Source organism: Nocardia sp. IBHARD005, from assembly GCF_052814245.1.
The window spans coordinates 3,139,276-3,161,779 of the sequence record NZ_CP199935.1; the positions used below are offsets into that span (position 1 = coordinate 3,139,276).

General features: G+C 64.3%; 15 protein-coding genes and 1 tRNA gene. 13 read left to right on the forward strand and 3 right to left on the reverse strand.

The window, feature by feature from the left end:
* Nucleotide 1: 1 nt before the first annotated feature.
* The 4 genes from pgm to ACTWPB_RS14700 all read left to right on the forward strand — a co-directional run bounded on the left by pgm (nt 2) and on the right by ACTWPB_RS14700 (nt 4,026).
* Complete coding sequence (gene pgm / locus ACTWPB_RS14685) at nt 2-1,639, forward strand: phosphoglucomutase (alpha-D-glucose-1,6-bisphosphate-dependent) (RefSeq protein WP_446226188.1); 1,638 nt, start codon at nt 2-4, stop codon at nt 1,637-1,639.
* Entirely contained in the window at nt 1,636-2,967 is a 1,332-nt protein-coding gene (locus ACTWPB_RS14690) for an MFS transporter (RefSeq protein ID WP_446226189.1), read from the forward strand. The genes pgm and ACTWPB_RS14690 overlap by 4 nt, the downstream gene beginning before the upstream one ends.
* Before the next feature lie 65 nt (nt 2,968-3,032).
* The gene (locus ACTWPB_RS14695) at nt 3,033-3,773 is read left to right on the forward strand and encodes a DsbA family protein (protein ID WP_446226190.1); all 741 of its coding nucleotides are present in this window, start codon (nt 3,033-3,035) and stop codon (nt 3,771-3,773) included.
* A gap of 180 nt (nt 3,774-3,953) precedes the next feature.
* Nucleotides 3,954-4,026: transfer RNA gene (locus ACTWPB_RS14700), tRNA-Ala, on the forward strand.
* 91 nt (nt 4,027-4,117) lie between these two features.
* Here ACTWPB_RS14700 and ACTWPB_RS14705 read toward each other — a convergent pair.
* Nucleotides 4,118-4,474 carry a hypothetical protein gene (locus ACTWPB_RS14705; protein WP_446226191.1) on the reverse strand — a complete coding sequence of 119 codons (357 nt, stop codon included), beginning with the start codon at nt 4,472-4,474 and terminating at the stop codon, nt 4,118-4,120.
* A gap of 318 nt (nt 4,475-4,792) precedes the next feature.
* Nucleotides 4,793-5,458 (reverse strand): ArsR/SmtB family transcription factor, encoded by a 666-nt coding sequence (locus ACTWPB_RS14710; protein ID WP_446226192.1) that lies wholly within the window; start codon nt 5,456-5,458, stop codon nt 4,793-4,795.
* Between the two features lie 173 nt (nt 5,459-5,631).
* Here ACTWPB_RS14710 and ACTWPB_RS14715 point away from each other — a divergent pair, with 173 nt between their 5' ends.
* The 5 genes from ACTWPB_RS14715 to ACTWPB_RS14735 all read left to right on the forward strand — a co-directional run bounded on the left by ACTWPB_RS14715 (nt 5,632) and on the right by ACTWPB_RS14735 (nt 10,549).
* Nucleotides 5,632-6,996: an MBL fold metallo-hydrolase gene (locus ACTWPB_RS14715; protein ID WP_446226193.1), complete on the forward strand. Its 1,365-nt coding sequence runs from the start codon at nt 5,632-5,634 to the stop codon at nt 6,994-6,996.
* A complete protein-coding gene (locus ACTWPB_RS14720) occupies nt 6,993-8,267 on the forward strand; it encodes an MFS transporter (protein WP_446226194.1) in 1,275 nt (424 codons plus the stop codon). Before ACTWPB_RS14715 ends, ACTWPB_RS14720 begins: the two co-directional genes overlap by 4 nt.
* Before the next feature lie 115 nt (nt 8,268-8,382).
* Nucleotides 8,383-8,718: an ArsR/SmtB family transcription factor gene (locus ACTWPB_RS14725; RefSeq protein ID WP_446226195.1), complete on the forward strand. Its 336-nt coding sequence runs from the start codon at nt 8,383-8,385 to the stop codon at nt 8,716-8,718.
* A complete protein-coding gene (locus ACTWPB_RS14730; protein WP_446226196.1) occupies nt 8,715-9,200 on the forward strand; it encodes an SRPBCC family protein in 486 nt (161 codons plus the stop codon). Before ACTWPB_RS14725 ends, ACTWPB_RS14730 begins: the two co-directional genes overlap by 4 nt.
* Before the next feature lie 443 nt (nt 9,201-9,643).
* Nucleotides 9,644-10,549 (forward strand): helix-turn-helix domain-containing protein, encoded by a 906-nt coding sequence (locus ACTWPB_RS14735; protein WP_446226197.1) that lies wholly within the window; start codon nt 9,644-9,646, stop codon nt 10,547-10,549.
* Between the two features lie 6 nt (nt 10,550-10,555).
* On the opposite strand, the gene ACTWPB_RS14740 is transcribed toward ACTWPB_RS14735, so the two are convergent.
* On the reverse strand, nt 10,556-11,701 hold the full coding sequence (locus ACTWPB_RS14740; protein WP_446221242.1) for an IS701 family transposase: 1,146 nt from the start codon (nt 11,699-11,701) through the stop codon (nt 10,556-10,558).
* Between ACTWPB_RS14740 and ACTWPB_RS14745 the strand changes: the two genes are divergently transcribed.
* The 4 genes from ACTWPB_RS14745 (at nt 11,690) to ACTWPB_RS14760 (ending at nt 21,425) form a co-directional block, all read left to right on the forward strand.
* Entirely contained in the window at nt 11,690-12,730 is a 1,041-nt protein-coding gene (locus ACTWPB_RS14745; protein ID WP_446226349.1) for an acyl-CoA dehydrogenase family protein, read from the forward strand. The two genes, ACTWPB_RS14740 and ACTWPB_RS14745, sit on opposite strands and share 12 nt — an antisense overlap.
* A gap of 22 nt (nt 12,731-12,752) precedes the next feature.
* Nucleotides 12,753-13,454, forward strand: a complete 702-nt coding sequence (locus tag ACTWPB_RS14750; RefSeq protein WP_446221243.1) for a flavin-containing monooxygenase — start codon at nt 12,753-12,755, stop codon at nt 13,452-13,454.
* Between the two features lie 425 nt (nt 13,455-13,879).
* Nucleotides 13,880-14,224, forward strand: coding sequence for a hypothetical protein (locus tag ACTWPB_RS14755; protein ID WP_446221244.1), 345 nt, complete (start codon nt 13,880-13,882; stop codon nt 14,222-14,224).
* 805 nt (nt 14,225-15,029) lie between these two features.
* Nucleotides 15,030-21,425: a PA14 domain-containing protein gene (locus ACTWPB_RS14760; RefSeq protein ID WP_446221245.1), complete on the forward strand. Its 6,396-nt coding sequence runs from the start codon at nt 15,030-15,032 to the stop codon at nt 21,423-21,425.
* Nucleotides 21,426-22,504 lie beyond the last annotated feature (1,079 nt).

Consider the following 22,504-nt stretch of genomic DNA (forward strand, 5'->3'; position numbering starts at 1 on the left):
CATGGCCCACGATCGCGCCGGACGGCCTGCCCGCCCGACCGACCTGGTGGACATCGCCCACCTGGTCACCGCGTACTACAGCCTCGTCCCCGATCCGGACGAGCCGAGCCAGCAGGTGGTGTTCGGGACCTCGGGGCACCGTGGGTCCAGCGAGGACGGCGCGTTCAACGAGGCCCACATCATGGCGATCACGCAGGCGATCGTCGAATACCGCGCCACCCGTGACATCACCGGCCCGGTCTATCTCGCGCGCGACACCCATGCCCTGTCCGAACCCGCCTGGACCACCGCGCTCGAGGTCCTGGCGGGCAACGACGTCACGGCCGTGATCGACGCCCGTGGCCGCTACACCCCCACGCCCGCGCTCAGTCATGCTGTCTTGAACCACAACCGCGGTGGCACCAAGCACCAGGCCGACGGCATCGTGGTCACCCCCTCGCACAACCCACCGCGCGACGGCGGCTTCAAATACAACCCACCGCACGGCGGCCCCGCCGACACCAAGGCCACCGACGCCATCGCCGCCCGCGCCAACGAACTGCTGCGCGGCGGCCTGGCCGGAGTCAAGCGGGTCTCGCTCGACCAGGCGATGAACTCCCACGTGCAGCGCTACGACTACCTCGACCAGTACGTCTGCGACCTGCCGAACGCGTTGAACCTGGACGCGATTCGTGGCGCTGGCATCCGGATGGGCGCCGACCCGATGGGTGGCGCGAGCGTGGACTACTGGGAGGAGATCGGGCAGCGCTTCGATCTCGAGCTCGAGGTGGTCAACCCGTTCGTCGACCCCACCTGGCGTTTCATGACCCTCGACAGCGACGGCCAGATCCGGATGGATCCGTCCTCGCGCCACGCCATGGCCTCCCTGGTCGGGATCAAGGACGACTACGACATCTCCACCGGCAACGACGCCGACGCCGACCGGCACGGCATCGTCACCCCCGACGGTGGCCTGATGAACCCCAACCACTTCCTGGCCGTCGCGATCGAATACCTCGTCGCGAACCGGATGTGGTGGGACGCGCTCACCAAGATCGGCAAGACCGTCGTCACCTCGTCCATGGTCGACCGCGTGGTCGGCGTGCTCGGGCGGGATGTGTACGAGGTGCCGGTCGGATTCAAGTGGTTCGTACCCGGATTGTTCAGTGGCAGTTTGGCTTTCGGCGGTGAGGAGAGCGCGGGCGCGTCGTTCCTTCGAATGGACGGCACCGTGTGGACCACCGACAAGGACGGCATCCTGCTCGCGCTGCTCGCCGCCGAGATCGCCGCCGTCACCGGCCAGACCCCGTCGGCCAGGTACGGCGAACTCGAACGTCAGTACGGCAGCCCCGCCTATGCGCGCATCGACGCCCCCGCCACCGCTGCACAGAAGGCCGAACTCGCGCGCCTGACTCCCGACGCCGTCACCGGCACCGAGATCGCGGGCGAGGAGATCACCGGCATCCTCACCACCGCGCGCGGCAACGGAGCGCCGCTGGGCGGGCTGAAGGTCACCACGGAGAACGCCTGGTTCGCCGCACGCCCCTCGGGCACCGAGGACAAATACAAGATCTACGCCGAGTCGTTCCTCGGTCCTGAACATCTCACCCAGGTGCAGGCTGCGGCCGAGGAGATGGTGAACCAGGCGCTGATCGAGTGAGCGCTCCGGCCAAAGTCCGGCTACCCGCCGAGATCTGGGTCCTGATCGCGGCCGCTTTCGTGATCGCTCTCGGGTTCGGTCTCGTCGCACCCGTTCTGCCGCAGTACGCGCGTGAATTCGGAGTCGGCATCGCGGCCGCCTCGGCGATCGTGAGTGCGTTCGCGTTGATGCGATTGCTGTTCGCGCCCGCCAGTGGGCGGCTCGTGCAGAAGCTGGGCGAGCGGCGGGTGTATCTGGCCGGCATCGCGATCGTTGCCCTGTCGACCGGTGCGTGCGCGCTGGCGCAAACGTATTGGCAACTGCTGGTGCTGCGTTCGCTGGGCGGTATCGGGTCAACGATGTTCACGGTGTCGTCGATGGCGCTGATCATCCGGGTGTCACCGCCTGCCGCGCGTGGCCGGATCTCCGGGCTCTACTCGACGAGTTTTCTGATCGGGTCGCTGCTCGGTCCGCTGGTCGGAAGTAGTTTGGCCGAGTTCGGGCTCCGTGCGCCGTTCCTCATCTATATGGCCGCGCTGCTGGTGGTGTGTGTGATCGTGTTCGCCGGGTTGCGTGAATCGCCGGTGCTCACACCGGACAACGGTGTGCAGCCGATCGAATTCACCTTCCGTCAAGGGTGGGCCGAGCCCGCTTACCGGGCGGTACTGCTGTCGAGTTTCGCGGGCGGCATCGCGGTGTTCGGTGTGCGGATGGCGTTCGTGCCCCTGCTGGTTGTCGAGACCCTGCACCAGGAAATCGGCATGGCGGGCGTGGCGTTGACGGTGTTCGCCGCGGGTAATGCGGCGGTGTTGTTCCTGTCGGGCCGGCTCTCCGACCGGTTCGGGCGCAAGCCGTTCCTGATCGCAGGCTCAGTCATCTGCGCGCTCGGGACCGGTGCGCTCGGCTTCGCGCCGAACCTGCTGTGGTTCCTGATCGCGTCGTTTGTCGCGGGCCTCGGTTCGGGGATGTTCAGTCCCGTGCAGCAGGCGGCACTGGCCGATGTGATCGGTTCGCGCGCTCGTGGCGGCCCGGTGCTCGCCGCGTTCCAGATGTCGGCCGATTTCGGCACCGTGCTCGGCCCGATCGTCATCGGCTGGCTGGCCGAACGCACCTCGTTCGGGGTGGGTATGGCGGTCACCGGCGCGATACTCGCGGTGTCGGCCGCGGTGTGGCTGGTAACGCCCGAGCCCTCGCAGATCAGCCATCCCGAAGACCCCGAGCACCCCGATCACGCAGGTGACGGCATCGACCCGCAATGCAGCTGCGATGGCAGCCCCGACGGTGTGCCGGTGGTGCGTGATGGCATGGTTCCCGCCGGTCGACCCAGCGATTACCGCAAGCCGCAGTAGCAGGTCAGCGCCATTTCGGTCTGCCCGGGCGGCGAGCCGCCTGCCACTCGAGGCAGAGTGGACGGGTGAGCACAGCCGGTTCTTCGCACAATCCGCGCCCCGTTTCCAGCAACACCACCTACGCGCTGGCCGCGGTGGCGGTAGTCCTCATCGGATTGATCGTGTTCGCTGCCTACAAGTGGAGCGCCGAACCGCCGCCCGCCGTACGCAACGAGGGCTACGGCCCCGTCCGCGAGGCCGCCGTGCAGGTCAGCACCACTCCCGAAGGCGTCATCCGCCTCGGCCGCCCCGACGCCCCCAAGACCGTCGACATCTTCGAAGACCCCCTCTGCCCCGCCTGCGGCGCGATGGAAACCAGCTTCGGTCAGGAACTCGCCCAGAAGATCGACGAAGGCAAGCTCGCGGTGAACTACCACCTCGTCAGCTTCCTCGACCCCCAGTCCAAGAGCAAGGACTACTCCACCCGCGCGATCGCCGCGAATCTCTGTGTCGCCCAAGCAGGTTCGGGCCCCACCTACAGCAAGTTCCACGAGACGCTGTTCACCAAGAGGCAGCCCGCCGAAGGCGGCTCCGACCTGAGCAACCCCGCCCTCGCCACCATCGCCACCGAATCCGGCGCCCCCGAATCCGTCGCCGCCTGCATCAACAACGGCACCCAATCCGATGCCGCCAAGACTGCCGCCGCGAAAAACCTCGCCGACCTCGACGCCCGCACCGGCAACAAAGCCGCCACCCCTTCGATCTACGACGGCACCACCAAGATCAACTGGCAAGACGAGAACTGGGTAGTGAACCTGGCCCCATGAGCCCCACGTGAGGTTCGGCACATTCTACCCCTGACCAGCCGATCCTTCCCGCCCCACGGGCCACTGCACCCCCGCCCGTAACCCCACATTTTCGCCGTCTACCAGCCGATTTGTTCTCGCTCAGACGCATGGTGTAACTTCATTCAGGCAGCAGCGAGAGCCGCTGAAACAACTGAACACGGGGCTATGGCGCAGCTGGTAGCGCACCACACTGGCAGTGTGGGGGTCAGGGGTTCGAGTCCCCTTAGCTCCACTTTTCAAGAAACCCTCTCTGACCTGCGTTGGAGGGGGTTTCTTCGTGTCCTGGCCGGTGTCCCTGCCCGGCGGCATGTCCTAACTCTGTCCTACAGCGTTATAGAGTGCCGCCGAGGCGGCGGTCGGTCGTCGGTGGCGCGTCCACAGACGGCCTGCGTCATGCGTCCCGAATGCCCGTGCCAGGCGGCGGCAATATCGGCCGGTATCCCCGCCGCACGCGACACGGAGCTGTGCTGCGTGTTCCGCAGGGTGATCGGGGGGAGCTTGGCCGCCGTGCGCCGCTCGGTGAACAATCGGGTGTAATCGCGGACGGGCAACTGCTTCCCGTCGATCCGGGCAAGGATCAGATCCCCGGCGGCGAGTGGACGCCCCACCGCCAGGTGCTCGGGCTTGTGGGTCATGTGCATCGTCTCGAGCAACCCCAGTGCGCGCGGGGGGATCGGCAATTCCCGAACTTGCGGGCGCTCTTCGGATCATCGATCATGTCAACGGTGTGGCCGCCTCTCAATGAGGGCTGCCACACCGGTCCGCGACACCCTGCTCGCGCTCCCCGATGTGGGGTTCACCCTCACCGATGACAAAGCGGGTCCGATTCCCCGACACGGCTTTCCCGTCCCCGGCGGCCGAACACATTCTCGGCACCGCCCTGGTACCCGATCGGCGACCGTCATGAATCGCCCCGCCCTACCCGCGACCCCAGACGCCGGACCCGGTGCTGCCGAGGAGTCGGTCCAACTGTTGGAGCGAATGCTCGACAAGCTGGGTCAGGCGGGGGCGAGGGGTAGTTCGGCCAGACGCCATTCGAGCATGCCGTCATGGAGGCGGATCGCACGGCGCCCGCGGTCGGTGAGCAGCCGCACGGCGTCGTAGGCCAGCACGCAGTACTCGCCGCGGCAGTAGACGACGATCTCACTGTCAGCGGGGAGCTCGGCGATACGGTCGGCCAACTGGTCGACAGGGATATTGACCGCGGCAGGGATATGGCCAGCCTGATACTCCGGCGCGGGGCGCACATCCAGGACGACGACCTGACCAGTCTTGGAGCGGGTCAGCAGTTCGTCGCGGGTCATCTCCCGGCCGTCGGCGGGGCCCAGGTAGTTATCGCGGGCAGGTGTCACGGCTGGCTGGTGGGCTTCGGCGACCTTGCGCAGCAACGCGAACAGTTGTGCCACGTCCTCGCCGGCGAGGCGGTAGTGGATCCGCACGCCTTCGCGTCGGGTGGCGACGAATCCGGCCTGCTTGAGTGTTTGCAAGTGGGCCGACGCGGTCGTGAGGTTCAACCCGGCGGCAGCGGCGAGCGATTCGACGGTCCGCTCACCCTGGGCGAGTAGATCCAGCAGTTCGAGACGTTTGCCGCTGGCGAGAGCTTTGCCGCTGGCAGCGAACGCCTCGTACAGCGCCGCCTTCGCGGCGGGTCGGTCATCACTCACGACTCCTCCAATCATCTGTGGAATAGAGTACCCACCGCGGTGGAAGCGATGGATCGCCGCAGGTTGTCGGACCGTGCGGTTGTCTTCCATGAAAACATGGAATAGTCTCATAGTATTCCATGGTTGATTGGAATATTGTTCGTGGCTGAACCGAGCGACCCAGGAGTTACGCGATGCCGACCGACTTCACCCTCATCCCCGTCATCGACCAGGGGCTGGGCAACTCGACCTACCTGCTCGACCTCGGCGACGGGCGCGCGCTGGTCCTGGACCCCGAACGCGACGTCCGCGAGGTTCGCGCCGAAGCGCGGCGCCGTGGTCTACAGATCGCCTTCGCGGTGGAAACCCACCTGCATGCCGACTTCATCTCGGGCGTGCGGGAACTCGCGGAAACCGACGGTGCGACCGTCATCGCCCCCGACGTCGGCCCCCGCGGGTTCGCCGTGACCGCACTCGGCGATGGACAGAGCGTCACCATCGGAGAGTTCGTCCTCGAAGCGCTGGCCACCCCGGGCCATTCCCCTGAGCATCTGTCGTATCTGTTGCGCGACGGTGACCTGCTCGAGGGCGTGTTCACCGGTGGATCCCTGATGGTGGGGACCGCCGGGCGCACCGATCTGGTCAGCCCCGACCAGACCATCCCGCTTGCCCGAGCGCAGTACCACTCGCTCCAGCGGCTGATGGAACTGCCCGACGACACCCCCGTCTGGCCCACCCACGGCGCAGGCTCGTTCTGCTCGGCGGCCACCGGCAGCGAACGCGTCAGCACCATCGGCCGCGAGCGGGTGACCAATCCGCTGTTGCAGGTCGAGGACGAGGATGCCTTCGTCAAGGCCCTGCTCGCCTCGCTGGGGTCCTTCCCCGACTACTTCCTGCGCCTGGGAGAGATCAACCACCAGGGCCCGGCCGTTCTGGGAACCACCCCGACCTTGGCCCCGCTGACCAGCGAGCAGGCCAGCAAGCTGATCGCTGACGGCGCACAGGTCGTCGATACCCGCCCCGCAGCCGATTTCGCCGCGGGCCACCTCCCAGGAGCGCTGTCGATCACCTTGCGGCCGGTGTTCGGGACGTGGCTGGGCTGGTTGGTCGATCCGGACCGGCCCGTGATCATCGTCCGCGACAGCTCCCAGGACCATGTCGACATCGCCTGGGAGGCAGCCAAAGTCGGGTTCGACACTCTGGTCGGCGAACTCGCCGGCGGGATGGCCGCCTGGACCGGGCCGATCGACACGGTGGATCTGCTCGACGCCGACGACTTGGCCGCACGCCCGGCGCCCACAGTGCTCGACATCCGCCAACGCGGCGAGTACACCGCCGGACACGTCCCGGCCGCCCGCAACATCGAACTCGGCACTCTCACCTCGCATCTGGCCGACGTCCCGGCCGGGCCGGTGGCGGTGATGTGCGGTCACGGCGAACGCGCGATGACCGCGGCCAGCATCCTGGAACGCAGCGGCCGCACCGACATCCGGATCCTGGAAGGCTCACCGGCCGACTACGCCGCGGCGCTCGGTCAGGACCTGGCGGCCGGGGCATGAACCTGCGTCCCAGCGTGCGGGCCCCGGTCCTGGGACTGCGAGAAAACGCCGCGCAGTTCGCCCTGCTGGTTGCCGTCAACGCCCTCGTCGGTGGCATGGTCGGCCAACAGCAAACCGTGCTGCCGCTACTGGCCGAGTCCGAATTCGGGCTCACCGGCTACACCTACATCTTCACCTACGTCGCCGCCTTCGGGATCGCCAAAGCGATCGCGAACTACTTCGCAGGCACCTTCTCCGACCGGTACGGTCGCAAACCCGTTCTGCTGATCGGCTGGCTGTTCGCGATACCGGTACCGCTGATGATCATCGCCGCACCCAACTGGGGATGGGTCATCGCGGCCAACGTGCTCCTCGGCATCAACCAGGGCCTGACCTGGTCGACCACTGTCGTGATGAAGATCGACCTCGTCGGACCCGCCCGGCGCGGCCTCGCGATGGGCCTCAACGAAGCCGCCGGATACGGCGCGGTCGCGATCAGTTCCCTGCTCGCGGGTTGCCTCGCCGAACGCTACGGGCTGCGTCCGGCACCGTTTCTGCTCGGCCTCGCCTATGCCGCACTGGCGCTGGCGATCTCGGGATTGTTCATCCGCGAGACCCGCGACTATGCCCGCCTGGAAGCCGCCGGACATACTCCGCGCGCCGACGGACTCCACGACCATCTGCACGCGGATCTGACCGATCGCCAGATCGCGGTGGCGACCAGCCTGACCGAGCCCGCTCTGTCCTCGGCCAGCCACGCCGGGCTGGTCAACAACCTCAACTTCGGACTGTCGTGGGGGCTGTTCCCGCTGCTGTTCGCCACCGCCGATCTCACCGTCGGCCAGATCGGGCTGTTGTTCGCCCTTTATCCCGGCGTGTGGGGGGCCGGTCAACTGATCACCGGGGCGTTGTCGGACCGGTGGGGCCGCAAGCACCTCATCACCGGCGGTATGGCCCTGCAGGCCGGTGCGCTAGCGGTCATCGCCGCCTCCGATGGGTTCGCAGGATGGGCCGCGGGCGCGATCCTGCTCGGCGCCGGGACCGCGATGGTCTATCCGACGCTGCTCGCGGTGGTCGGCGATGTCGCCCACCCGCTGTGGCGGGGGCGCGCGGTCGGGGTCTACCGCGTCTGGCGCGATCTCGGCTACGCCGTCGGCGCGATCCTGGGCGGCATTGTCGCCGACCTGCTCGGCCTGCACGCCGCGGTCTGGGCGGCCGCCGCTGTCAGTGCCGCCGCCGCGGCGGCCGTCGGCATCCGGATGTACGAGACCCACCCTCCGGCCCATCGATAGCCGCCTGCGGTATTCCGGTGCCGCTGCCCTCGTTCGTGCCATCGCAGGGCGAGGGCCGCGGCGTATCGATGTCAAGGTCTTGCGCTTCGGCATTTGAAAGCGCACACTTACGCAAGTGGGAGCTTTCAAAGATGTGGATCTAGCGATCCTGGGTGACCCGACCCGCAAGGCGATCTTCGAACGCCTCGCCCGGCGACCCATGTCGGTGGGCGAGCTCGCCGAAACACTGCCGATCACCCGGCAAGCGGTTTCACAGCATCTACGTGTCCTCAAAGAAGGCGGTCTCGTCGTGGCGACCCCGGACGGCACCAGACGCATCTACCGCATCAACCCCGAAGGTCTCGCCGCGATTCAGGTCTACTTCCAGAACATCTGGGACGAGGCGTTGACCGCTTTTCAGAAAGCCGCCGACGCGGCGGCCACCGAACCCGAACAGGAGAATCGACCATGAGCACCACTGGACAACTGCCTGTCCTGGAAGGCAAAGCCACCGTCGCGATGAGCCCGGACCGGGCGTTCGCGTTCTTCACCGAATCCTTCGGCAGCTGGTGGCCTGCGGCCTATCACATCGGCAAAACCGAGATGGCCGACGCGATCTTGGAACCCGGCGAGGGTGGTCGCTGGTACGAGCGCGGCGTCGACGGCACCGAATGCGACTGGGGTCGAGTGCTGGTGTGGGAACCACCGCACCGGCTGGTGGTGACCTGGCAGATCAACGGCCGCTGGGAGTACGACCCCGACCCGGCCCGCGCCAGCGAGATCGAGGTCCGCTTCACCGCCGAGGGGCCCGAACAGACCGCTGTCACCCTCGAACACCGCCACCTCGACCGGCTCGTCGACGGCAAAGCCATCCAGGACACCATCGTCGAAGGCGGCGGCGGGTGGAGCTCTCTGCTGGAACTGTTCGCCAAGACCGCACAATCACAGTCCTGACCCAGCGTGGCGCACTCGGTCAGCTCATCGAGGCGGGGCTGTCCCGGGCCGCTCACGATGTCCGCCGCTTCGGTTCCCACTGATCGAGCGCGGCGAGTAACCGCCGGATCACTTCGGGTGGCGCGACTTCTACCGGGTGCGGTCGTTTCGTGTGCGGCGTGCGCTGGGGCAGTGTCACGGGTCCCCCTGTGGGTCAGGTCGGTGCGCCCACCGCCGGAGAGCTTTTCGCCATCCTCCGCGCAGCTCACTGCGCCCGATGTGCCGAGCAGCGTTGTCCGGCATACCCCGGCGGTGGGGTTGTGTGCACTGTGCGCCCGGCGCGCACCGAGGTCCGGTGGCCGCGAACCACCGTGCGCGGTAGGGGGATTCCCCCTACCTGAGTCCCTGGTGTGCCACGTCTACCGGGCCTTATCCTGGGATGAACGCCACGACGAAGGCAGGCAATGTCGACCCCTGACGAACTCGCCGCGAAAGCTATCGGCGAACGCATCCAGACCATTCGCACGCGCACCGGCCGCACACGTGCCGTTGTCGCCGGTCTGGTCGGCCGGTCCGAGGACTGGCTACTACGCGATGTCGAAAAGGGCCGACTCCAGCACCCACCCGGCCTGGAGATGCTGTTGCGCATCGGTCAGGCGCTGGGCGTGCGGGACCTGACCGAGATCACCGGGGAGCACGAGCTGTTGGTCGGAATCTCCCGGCGCGCAGGGCATCCCGTGGTTCCGGCGATCCGTGAGGCCATCGAGGGCGTGGACCTGACGCCGAGTCCGTCACCGGTCGGCACCGCCGAACTGGCCGCCCGCGTCGAACGCGGATGGAGGCTGTGGCACACCTCCGACACACCCCGCGCGGACGCCGGTGCGATGCTGCCCGAACTCATCCGTGATGGTCGCCGGGCGCTGCGCACGATGGACGGGCAGGAACGTCGCGCCGCTGCTGCTGCCCTGTCGGGCGCGTATGCCCTGTCCGAACAGGTGCTTGCGTGGGTGGCTGACGCGCCGCTGCTCTGGCTTGCCGCCGACCGGTGCATGTCCGCTGCCGAGATTGCCGACGACCCGGTGACCCTGGCGTCGGCAAGCTGGGTGCTGGGCAATGTCTGGCGCAGCACGGGCCGCGAGGATGACGCCTACCACCTGGCGTCCGATGCCGTCGCCTTGCTGGAGCCGCGCTTAGTACTGCAACGGCACTCGTGGGTCAATCGAGAGGGTGGCCTCGGCGGCGATAGTGAGACAGCCGGGCTTGATACTGGCGGCGGCGCCGCCATCTCGACCACAACCAGATGTGATCGGCCCTATGTTGCGGGGTCAGTACGAACGCGACCAACAGACGGCGGATCTCGGGTACCGTGAGAGCGATCATGTCCGCGTCGAGATCGCTGGTTCCCCCTTTGCAGCAAGGGTTTTCGACGCGGCCAACCACGCAAGGGCGAGCATCGACAAAGTGATGTGCGCATACCAGGCCCGCCAGCTGCGGACCTGGTAGTGATCGAGTCCTGCCTCACCCTTGGCCTGCTGGAATGCCTCTTCCACGTGCCAGCGTGATCCCGCGGTCCAGGCCAGATCGACCAACCTGGCGGTAGCGGGGCCGTAGCAGAGGTAGTAGGCGATCTCGTGCTCGCCTTTGCTGTTGGGCGTCAACGCCCGCCGTGCCAGCAGCCAGTGCCCGCGCCCGGTCTTCCAGGTGCCCTCGATCTGGCGTCGCGCCCAGTGGTATTCACGCGGCCCGTGCGCGCCGGCGCCGACCGAGAACCGCTGCCAGGTGCGGTCACCGAACTCCGCTACGAGGTCCTCGGCGCGCGCGAGCCGGTCGGCGCGGGTGCTCACCTGCTGGTCACGGCGGGTGGCCAGCACATAGAACACGTCGTGGTCCTCGCACCAGTCCCGCAAGTAGCCGGCTTGGCCGTAGGCTTCGTCGGCGGTGAACCAGGAGAACGGCACCTTCGCGGCCAGCGCGCGTTCGAGCATGAGGATCATCTGCCGGGGCTTGGTCGCGAACTCGACCTCGTCGGGAATCGCAGCGCCGCGACAGCGCTCCCGATCGGTGGTCCAGGACTCGGGCAGATACAGCTCCCGATCGATCAGGGCATGCCCGTGCCGCGACGCGTACGCCAAGAACACCCCGATCTGGCAGTTCTCCGTCCGACCGGCCGTGCCGGAGTACTGGCGTTGCACCCCGGCGGATTTGGTGCCCTTCTTCAGGAAACCGGTCTCGTCACCGGCGAGCACAGCATCGGGGTCGCCGAGGTGTTCGACCACATAGTCGCGCACGTCATCACGCACGGCCTCGACGTCCCAGTCGGCCTTGCGTAACAGCCGCTGCATCCCGTCCGGACAGCCCTCACCAGCACGTTCGGCCAACGTCCAGCCATTCTTGCGCTCCAGCCCGGCCAGCAGCCCCGACACGTATTCCCGCGCCCGCTCCCGCGGCTCCGACCGCGCGAACCGGCCACCGATCCGCGACATCAACGAATCCAACTCGGCCACAACACGATCCAACACCACGCACCAGATCTACCAGCAACGACTCACACAGATGCCGTTGCAGTATTAGGGCAGGGGCGACTGGATTTGGCAGGCGCGGCCGCGGCCGGTGCGCGAGCAGGGTTAGCGGTGACGGTCAACTACGCGCTTCAGCGCCGCCCTGGTGGACGGACGCTGATGGCTGATCGAGGCACGGTCCGCCGCGACTTGGTCTCCGCGCTGGCGGCGACCTACGCCACCAGCGTGCTCGGGCGCCGTGTTCAGGACATGGCAGCGACCGCGCCGGCCGGAGATCCGGTCGTAGGTGTGTGGTCGATGCTGGTCAAACCGCTGCTGGCTTATAGCGCACACTCGGTATTGCCGACATGCAGGCAACGCAGCGGTGCGCAAGGAACGTTGCGTACCAACTGGATTCAGGACTTGATCGGCAATACCGAAGGGATCATTCCCGCCGAGGGTGAGTCGCAGCTGTTGTGGAAACAAGCCGGGCTACTCACCTTTCGTGACGTCGCTGCTTTGGCGCTGCCGCGCACGCCCCGGAATTTGCCTTGGTACGTGCGGATGCTCGGCGACAGGGAGAGAGGCATCGCGGCCGCGCTGCGACACGACGACATCATTGCGGCGGGCACAGCGATAGATCGCGAGACCGCCGCAATAGAATTCGCCGCGGCGACCAGCGAACGACTCGCGGCGACCGGGCTGTGGCACGCCTCCACCACGTCTGACGACGACACCGCGCGGGGGCTGCTCGAATCCGCTACGGCGGTGTATGCACTGGAACGAATAGCGTCCCGCGGCAGCTGGTTCGCCGCGAACCGGCAGATGAACCAACGGCGCGCCCAACGGGTTCACCTCGAACTGCACCGTCATCGTGAGCACCTGGGAGCACACCTGGGTGAGTTGGTCGCCGGGTTCGACATCGCCCTGGAAGTTTTCGATGCTCCGATGGCCGCCCCCGACTACCTGCGGTGGTGGCAAGAATGGGCAGGCTGGCCGAGCACGCCAACGGGTACCGGCATCGCCTCGGTCAGCGACCAGGCACAGCCATGACCGAACCCATGATCAACACAGCGTGGTCGTGGTCGGCGCGGGCTTCGGCGGGCTCACCATGGCCGCGGAACTGAAACGTGCCGGCGTGGAGAACTTCCTGATCCTCGAGGAAGGACCCGAGGTCGGAGGGGTATGGCGGGAGAACACCTATCCGGGCTGTTCCTGCTACGTACCCGCCCACCTGTACAGCTTCGCCTTCGCCCCCTACCGAGACGCCCATGTGGGGTACGCGGGCCAGCAGGCGATCTTGACATACATGCGGGAGGTCACCGACCGCAACGGGTTGCGTCCGCACCTGCGCTGCGACACCGCCGTGGTAGCGGCCGACTACAGCGACACCGACCGCATCTGGACACTGACCACGACCACCGGGGAACTGATCCGCACCGACGCGGTCGTGTGGGCCCTCGGCCAACTGCATCGACCCGCGATTCCTCGATTGCGGGGAACGCAGACCTTCGGCGGACCCGCGTTCCACTCCGCACGGTGGGATCACACCGCCGACCTGAGCGGACAGATCGCCGTCGTCGGCACCGGCTCCCCAGCGGCACAGATGATTCCCGAGCTGGCCCGCGGTCGCGGCCGGTGTGACCGTGTATCAGCGTTCCCCGTCCCGGGTACTGCCCAAGCCCGGCGCGTCGTTCGGTCCGCTGTCACGGTGGGCGCTGACGTGTGTGCCCGGCCTGCACGACCTCTACCGGGAGGGGCTCTACCACGCCGCTGACCTGGTTCTCGCGCCGATCATGCGCGCGGGGTGGTCGGCGGGACCGGCCGAACTCGCTGCGCGGGCCCACCTTCGGTGCCAGGTGCGCGATCGTGCGCTGCGCGCGAAGCCCACACCGGACTACCGGATCGGTGAGAAACGGATCCTGCTCGACAGCGGATACTATCCGGCGCTGACCCAGCCACAGGTCGAACTGGTGACTGACCGCATCGACCGGCTGGCAACGGACAGGATCCGCACTGTCGACGGCACCGAGCGTCGCGCGAATGTCATCGTGTGGGCCACCGGGTTCCGTGCCCCCGGAATTCTTTGCCGGAATACGGATCCGGGGCCGCGGCGGCGTAGACCTGCACGACCAGTGGCGGTGCTGAGGACGACCGACCGCCTTCTACGGACTCGCGATACCGGGCTTTCCGAATCTGTGCATGATCGCTGGGCCGCACTCCTTCACTCCGTCGAACAGCAACCCCTCGGTCAAGCAACACCGGGCCCGGTACATCATGCGCTGTCTGGCCCTCAGTGCCGACTGGGGTGCGCCGGTGGAGGTGACTGAGCGGGCGATGGCGATCTATCTCGATCGGCTGGATCGTGCTCTCGCGCGGAGCATCTGGTGCGGTGGCGTGGCGACGGCGTGGTGGAAGCGCGGGGACGGCATGGTCGCCAATGCCTGGCCCGGAACCGTCAGCCAGTTCGAACACGTGATCGCCCGCAGTGATCCGGCCGAGTCGTTCGCGAAGGTGGCGGCGACCGCTGGCGCGCGAAGCATGTAAATCGTGACATCCTCGCAGCGATCGGGATCCGGTGTTCGGGCGCTATGAGCTAGCGTTACGCGTACTTCGCGACGGAGATTTGTCTGCGACGGCGGAAAGGTTTGTGCCGCAGGTGATTCAGAGTGTGGGTGTCGCCGCTGCGAAAGGTCCGATACGAATCGGGTACGCCGATTTCGTCGTTGATCCCTCGCGGCGGGACGCAATCGATCCTGCGTCCAGACTTGGTGCTCCAGCTACGCTTTGCCGCGAGAATTCTGAGTGGCATATATCACAACCTAGTTTAGGTCTGATTCGCTCCTATGTCTGATTGCAATGGATTCGTAGAAGCTCCACTTGGTTGAATGCGGAAGATTCTTCGTGGCTCTTCCGCGGCGGTGAAGACTTGCGATCGTAATGGGGCTGTCAGTTCAAAGTGGCGCTGCCGCAACACAAGTGCGCGCATCTGAAGACGGCTCTTGCTGCAATGTGGCGTTGTCGGATGGTGGATCACTTCTGCTGGAGCGTTACGGTGAAGGAGCGCTCGCTGGCAACAGCTCGGGCTGGGCCCAGAGATGGGAAACCGTCATCCTGTGACGTAGATCGCTATCGGTAAGCGCGGATGTGGAACTAGTTGGCGACCTTAGCCATTGGTCGCTGTGTACGCTTCGCCCGAATTGTGACGTTCGTGTTGCGGATGTGTGTTTGCCCCTTGGTGGGGCGTGGTGTGTGGAGTGTGATGAGGGTTCGTAATCGGGGCAGCGTTCTACGCCTGTTACCCGCTTTGTGGTTGTTCCGCCGCGCAGTCGCGTGGTCGGTCGTTCTCACGATGTTGTTGATTGCCGCTGTGACGCAAGTGGCTATGGCGCCTTCGGCATCGGCGGCACCGAAGGGTAAAAACCCGAGGACGGTGCCGTTGATGGTATCGACGGCCAAGGGCGAGCCGACCAAGGAGCAGCCGCAGCCAGAAGCTGACTTCACCCCGTTGTTGGCAGATGGGGGCAAGGCGCCGAAGCCGAATAAGAGTTCCTTCGACCCGAAAACGTCGAAGGAATCCGGCCGCGCCGAGAGTTCGATCGAGTTTACCAACGCTGATGGCTCCAAAACGGTAGTGCTGTCGAAAGATCCGCTGAGCGTGCCTGATGGCAAGGGCGGTTGGGCACCGCTGGATACCCGCTTGGTGGACAAGAAGGATTCCAAGAAGGCGGTTCCCGCTCGTGCGGGGACCGGTGTGGAGTTGGCTGAGTTCGCCAATGATCCGGCGTTGTTCCAGGTGAATCAGAACGGCACTCCGGTCACGATCGAGCTCAAGGGTGCGGGCAAGGCCGGGCGAAAGGTCTCGGGCTCGACCGCGACCTACGCGAACGCGTTGCCTAATACTGATGTCACCTACGAGGTCACGGCTGATTCGGTCAAGGAGTCGATCGTCCTCAAAACCGGTGCGGCGGTTGGTGATGCCAAGTGGGACTTCACCCTCAAGACCGGGGGGTTGACGCCGAAGGTCGACGGCAACGTCGTCAAGATCTCTGACAAGTCGGGCAAGGTCGTTGCGGTGTTGCCGCCGATCGAGGTCTGGGATTCTGCGGGTAGCGAGAAGGACAAGAAGCCATCTGCCCGTACTGGCGGCGCCTATGGTCTTGTTCGTGATGGTGAGAACTGGCAGCTCAGCGTCGCCGTCGATAAGAAGTGGTTGACCGACAAGGCGCGCAAGTTCCCGATCACGGTCGACCCGACCTACACGTGGGGGTTCGGGCAGCAGTCCGAAGCGATCACTTACAACCAGGGCGGTTTGCCGTGCAGTTTCAGCTGCGGCATCCGTACTGGCAATGCCCGAAACGTCATCGGGCAGAACGCGTTCTGGCGTTCGGCGTTGCGTTATGACCTGACGCCGTTGGCGGGTAAGACTGTTACCTCGGCCCGGATGGATCTGAAACTCGCCTCGACCGCCGCTGAGCAAAAGCCGGCCTCGCTGGTGAAGTTGTTTCAGGCGACGACGCCGCGGAGTTTCACTTCGCTGGGTGCGGAGTTGGCTTCGGCGAGTATCGGCGAGACCGGGTCTCTGGTTGCTCCGGCGTTGGTCGCGATGATCGATGATCGAGCGAAGGCATCTGACAAGAACGCCTGGTTCATGTTGGGCGGCACAGAAACCAACACCTACTCCTATAAACAGCTGCAGGCATCGCTGGTCGTCGACTACGCCGACGGCCCGGTCGTTCCGCCGCCGCCGGGTCCGCAGGTGAATTTGGTCGGCCCGGCAGAGGACTCGACCATCGCGACCGACGTTCCCACTCTTGAGGTCAGTGCGGGTCCGCCGGGGACGAAGTATTGCTTCAAGGTGTCCACCGGTTTCGACGGACGCTCGGGCAGCGTGGTCGATTCGGGATGTTTGACGACCCCGGCGTGGACTGTTCCCAAGGATGTCCTGAGCGATGGTGCTCGTTACACCTGGTCGGTCGCGACTGTGCCTTCGGGTGGTTCGACAGCGACTCCGCAGAATTGGGTCGGCCACTTCAGGATCAACAAACGCATCGGCAACCCGGGCCCGTCTCCGGCGGATCGATTCGGCCCGGTCACGACCAACCTGTTTAACGGCAACGTCCAAACCGCCGCATCAGGCCCAACGTTCGAGGCGCTGGGTGGAGCCGCCGGTGTGACGTTCGCCTACAACTCCCGTTTGGGAGGTGATTCGCACGGTGTGCGCGCATCCTACTTCAACGATGCCGACCATGACGGGGCCGCGGATACGACGCCGATGCTGGTGCGCAACGAATCCCAGGTCAACCTCGACTGGGGCAATTGGTGGAGCAACGCTCCGGAGAACAATCCTTTCCGTGAAGATCCGATGCCGCCGGCCTTGGACAAGCAGTGGTTCGTCATTCGGTGGGAAGGCTACTTCCAGCCTGCGGTGACCGGTGACTTCAGCTTCGCAGGCAACCATGCCGATGGGGCGAAGATCTGGGTCGACGACAAGCTCGCCTACGACAACCCGAACCCGGCCCAGGTCGATTCCACGTTCACCACCGCTGGTCCGAAGAAAGCCACCGATATATCGCTGATCGCAGGGCAGCGGGTGCCGATCAAGGTTGAGCTCTATCACCGCACGACGGCTAAACCTCAGATGGTGTTGTGGGCCAAATCCACCACCGGTACGAGTTCGCGCACTCACAACTGGAACCCACGCATCGTCACCTCCGAGTGGCTGTTTTCGTCCGATCCCGCACCGTTGCCGACCGGGTGGACCTTCGGCGTGATGGGATCAAAGTACGTGCAAGCCGAAATGCTCGACGGATCGGTTGTGTTGACCGATGCCTCCGGAGGTAAACACGGCTGGAGTAAGCAATCTGCCGGTGGCTACGCGCCACCCAATGGCGAAGACGGTGTCCTCGCAGTCGATGCCGGCGGACGGGTCTCCGTGACTGTCGATGGCACAGTGTCTGTGTTCAACGTGGATGGCACCCTCGCCGCGGTGTCGACAGTGGCCGACAGCAAGAAGCCTGCGTCGCTGCAGTACCTCTACAGCGGCGCCCCAGCCCGGTTGACCCAGATCAAAGACCCGGTCTCCGGTCGTGCGCACACCCTGCACTACAACACTGACAACACCAACAACTGCTACGGCGGAGCTTCCTTCCCGACAGGCACCAATTCCGCGCCGACGCAAAAGCTATGTCGGATCAAATACTGGGACGGCACCGAAACTCGGCTGTGGTACATTGCCGGAGCTTTGGGCCGAATCGAAAATCCGGGATCCGAGATTCTGGACTACAGTTACATGAACATGCAGGCTGCGAAGCTAGAATATGACCAAGCTGGCAGCAACACCGAAAAGAAGCTTGCAGCCATAAACTCAGTCGGCCTGCTGAACGAGGTTCGCGACGGTCTCGCGGTCGACTTGCGTGCAACCGGCTCTGTAGTCGCTGGTTATGAACGCACAACGATCGAATATGAATCGTTCTACGACGACTCGACGGCCAGCCGACCACCTCACACAAGGGCCATCAATGTCACCGGCCCCACCGCCACCGGTCGAGATATGGCGCCGCGGCCTGCGCATTCCTATCGGTACGAAATTGCCAATAGAAAGGCATATATCGATGCCGCCGGCATCCAACAGTTAGGCTTCCGCACGGTCACTTGGGACGCAGCTGGCCGTCAGCTCACCGATACTAATGCTGTCGGAAACACCGATCGTTCTGAGTGGAATCCCAAGGACAAACTTACCGCCAGTGTCGACAGTGCGGGCCGCCGCTCGACGATGGTTTACGACCACGCAGACCGTCCGACTGATCATTTCGGTCCGGCGCCCTCTGCCTGCTTCAGCGGGCAGCTGCCCCAGCCCGAGTGCACGTCGACCATGCCGCACAACCGATTCGGCTACGATGAGAACATTCGCGGGCTCGAAGCCGCGTTCTATGACAACCCGTACCTCGCTGGCGTCCCTAAAGAATGGGCCACAGGTGTCGGCACCGCCGACGGCAGCCTTTCCCGGAACTGGGGACCGACGCCACCGCTAGCCAACACCAGCGGCTGGTCAGCCCGATTCGTCGGAGAGATCGAACTGCCTCAGGCTGGCGAGTACAAGCTGGGCTTCACCGTGGTAGACGGGGTGAGGTTGTGGATCGACGAGTTCCTCATCGTCGACAGCTGGACAGACAAGGCCGCTACCGCGACGTCGGGTACTTACACCAATCACATACCGGGTGGCAGACACAAACTTCGCGTCGACTACTACAACCGCGCTGGCAATACCGGCGGGCTCGACCTCACTTGGACTCCACCGAGTTCCGGCGCAACTGTAACCGTGCCGGGTGAAAACCTTGCTCCCCGCTATGGATTGAGCACTAGCAAGATCAGCTACAACACTTCCGGCGGTGAAACTGAACGTGCCCCCGCGCAACGTCTAACCACTGGCTACGCAGACTCAGCGAACGGGATCGATCCCGTCTTCGGGCTCGCTACTACCAAGACTAGCGATCCCGGCGGCCTAAATTTGACCGGCCGCACACTATTTGAGAAGCCCGGCGAGGGATTTCTCCGACAGCTCTCAGCAAGTCTGCCTGCTGGCGATATCAGCAATAGCGACACCCGTGGTGCTTCGGAGTATTACGGCGACACCGAAACACGTTCGAATCCCTGCGAATCGGGCTCGCCGACCGTGCATCAGGGTGGCCGAGTCAAACTGGTTCGCTCGGCGAAAGCCTCGAACGGCACAACAAACACGTTGGAGACCGTGTATACGGCCGCTGGTCGGATTTCTGCTACACGGGTCAATGGTGAGGCATGGTCGTGCGTAAGCTACGACCCTCGCGGCCGAGTTCTTCAAAAGACCTACCCTGCCATGGGAGATCAACCAGCTCGCACCGTTACTCACGACTACGCAGTCGGCGGCGACCCCCGCAAGCAGAAGGCCACCGACAACAGCGGATCAACCACCGCTGTTCTCAACATGCACCACCAGGTCGTGTCATATACTGATGCCAACGGCGTCACCACCACGTCCGGGTACGACTTGGCCGGGCGGAAAACTAGCGAGACGGCCAATGCCGGGGGAGTTACCTCAGCGCTGAACTTCTCGTGGGACAACGCATCTCGATTGACCCGCGTTCAACTGGACGGAACGACGGTGGCAACTCCCGGCTATCAAGCCGGGGTTCTAACCAGTGCCGCCTATGGAAACGGATCCACGCTCGGTATCGGCCACAATGACGCAGGCTCGTCAGTCGGGCTCAAATGGAAGATCGCTGGATCCGAGATTATCAGCGCGGTTACCAGATCCCGTGACCAGCGGATCCTTGATGAAAGAATCACCGATACCGCCAATCCTGAGAACATTTATAGCTCTAGCTACACATATGACGGAGTCGGCCGACTCGTAGCGGCGACCGTGCCATTCCATCAGCTGACCTACAGCTACGCTGCTGAAAACAGCTGCGGACCCAATCAGGCGGCCGGCCTGAACACCAACCGCACCTCCTTCTCCGACAGCTTCAACGGGGCGCCGGCCGCGGTCACCAACTATTGCTACGACGCTGCAGACCGGCTGCTGTCCACCAACGGTGCCACCGAGTTGTCCTTCGCTTATGACAACTACGGCAACACAATCAAGATCGGCAGCGATACTCTCGGCTACGACTCGGTGAGTCGGCACGTAACTACGTCTACTGCGGCTGGGCGCTCAGTTACCTATACGCGGGATGTCCACGACCGTATATCTGTCCGCACTGTCAAGGACCAATCGAATCCTGAACAAGTCACCCGCTATGGGTTCAGCTCGGACGCCAGCGGCCCCGAGTTCGTACTCGACAGCTCAGGCAAACTACGCCAACGTGTATTGAAACTTCCCGGCGGAGCGCTCCTAACTAAGAACTACGCCCAGAACACCGGGAACTGGTCCTACCCGAACATGCACGGCGACATCATGGTCACTGCAGACGGGACAGGGGCACGAACGGGATCCATCCGACTCTACGACCCCTACGGTCAGAATATCGACCCCAGCACAGGCGCCTTCGGCGATATCCCGATCCCCGCTACGGCAGAGGGCGGGATGGACTTCGGCTGGCTCGGCCAACACACAGTGCCTGTCGAACACATTGCCAGCCAACAAGCTCTGGAGATGGGGGCACGCACCTACTTGCCCATCCTGGGCCGGTTCCTGCAAGTCGACCCGGTTCCAGGCGGTTCAGCTAACAGCTATGACTACGTCAATGGCGACCCGGTAAACACGCTGGATCTCAGCGGAAGATGCCCGCCTTGTGCAGTTGCAGTACTTGCGGGTGGTACCGCCGGCGCCGCAGCGTTGCTTTATTACGGCGGGATGTACCTAAATGAAAATCCGATCGAGGCGCCCAGCATCGACGTCTTCGGAAGTGATAACGACCCTCCGGCAGCAACGACGCCAGCTCCTGCCCAAACAATGGGATCTACAAACCAAGCAGGAATTCCTGCACCAGCATGGAGGTCAGGAGACGCCGACGACATTGCCGCTGGCCACGCCGGATCGAAACATGCAGCTGAATTCCCAGGAATGTCGGTGCCCGACCTCGGTGAACTCGTTGAAGACATTATGGAAAACCCCACTTACTCGAAGCCTCTGTCAAGAAACCGGGAGGCCTACAGTGACGGCGACACCATCGTTGTTCACGATCCGGAACACAAGGATGGAGGTACAGTATTCAGGCCAGAAGCGACGGGTAAAGATTGGGATGAAGTCTGGCAGGGGCTATGATGAGCGCCATGTGAAGAATGATCGGTAAATCGCCCTTGAAGCTGCCGCACCTGAGTTATCGGGGTATCGTGTCAACATGGTCATCGCCCAGAGCTTGATGATCGTAGTCGGAGTCGCAATTGGACTGAGGGAAACGTGTTTCCCTCAGTCCAATATGGGAGTAATCCCTTTGATCGTGGAATTCGCAGAATTGCGGCCTATGAAAATGCGGGACGCCCGCACCTCCGAGAACTGCGAGGATAGCCGGCGTGTCTGCGGGATATTCGATAGCGGGATTGGCGACGTAGGCCGGACCTGGTTGTCGACACCTGAGAGTTCGTAGGTCATGATAGGCGCATGAATTCCGATGACTTGGCAGCGATTGAACTATCAGAAGACGAGCTCGAGACTATGCTTCGAGGGCTAAGTGAATGGGGCGGACCATCCCAACCCACTGACGCTCTCGCGGTCGCTATGGGCTTCGACGGCGTTGCAGACCTGCACGTACAACGGCGACGGTTGCATGCAGCGTTGCTTTCGAATGTGCCGCTGAGCACGTGGGATTGGCGTCGAATCCTAGTGGCGACTGAGTTGGTATTCGCCAGCGATGTCTTCGGATCCGGTGTGGAGTGGCCGACCACTACGGGTCTGCGCGACGTGGAGACCATTCAGGTCCTTCGTCGGATACAGCGAAAGCTCGCCCGCGCACTTGGTTCCGCACTGTACGTCCATCCCTGACTGGGAACACTTTGTTCAAAGTGGCGGTAGTCGCTCGACTCGATGTCGAGCCGCGGCGTCAAGGGGTTGCAACGGTGGTTAATCATCATGGATGGGCTTCTGTCAGGGGGCTGGCTAGGGCGCGCCTGAATGATACTTATCTGCTCTAGATTTATAGCTCTTGTCACGAGCTTGTTGGTTACGTGAGGATCTGGTAGAAATATTTCTATCGGGAGAATCTGTAGCCCGGTCTGCGGGTCTGTGCTCGATGCCGTCGCAGAGCAATTCTGGTGAGGAGTTCGTCTGTGAATAATTCCTGAGTAGTTGGTGCCACTTTGTGGTGGCTGGCCTGGCAATCGATGTGGCCAGCACAACCTCGGCTG

Excerpts from the sequence above, each read along its gene's own strand:
- ACTWPB_RS14735 (WP_446226197.1), top strand. The coding sequence starts at position 9,644 with ATGTCGACCCCTGACGAACTCGCCGCGAAAGCTATCGGCGAACGCATC.
- ACTWPB_RS14720 (WP_446226194.1), top strand. The coding sequence starts at position 6,993 with ATGAACCTGCGTCCCAGCGTGCGGGCCCCGGTCCTGGGACTGCGAGAA.
- ACTWPB_RS14715 (WP_446226193.1), top strand. The coding sequence starts at position 5,632 with ATGCCGACCGACTTCACCCTCATCCCCGTCATCGACCAGGGGCTGGGC.
- pgm (WP_446226188.1), top strand. The coding sequence starts at position 2 with ATGGCCCACGATCGCGCCGGACGGCCTGCCCGCCCGACCGACCTGGTG.
- ACTWPB_RS14730 (WP_446226196.1), top strand. The coding sequence starts at position 8,715 with ATGAGCACCACTGGACAACTGCCTGTCCTGGAAGGCAAAGCCACCGTC.
- ACTWPB_RS14755 (WP_446221244.1), top strand. The coding sequence starts at position 13,880 with ATGATCGCTGGGCCGCACTCCTTCACTCCGTCGAACAGCAACCCCTCG.
- ACTWPB_RS14760 (WP_446221245.1), top strand. The coding sequence starts at position 15,030 with ATGTTGTTGATTGCCGCTGTGACGCAAGTGGCTATGGCGCCTTCGGCA.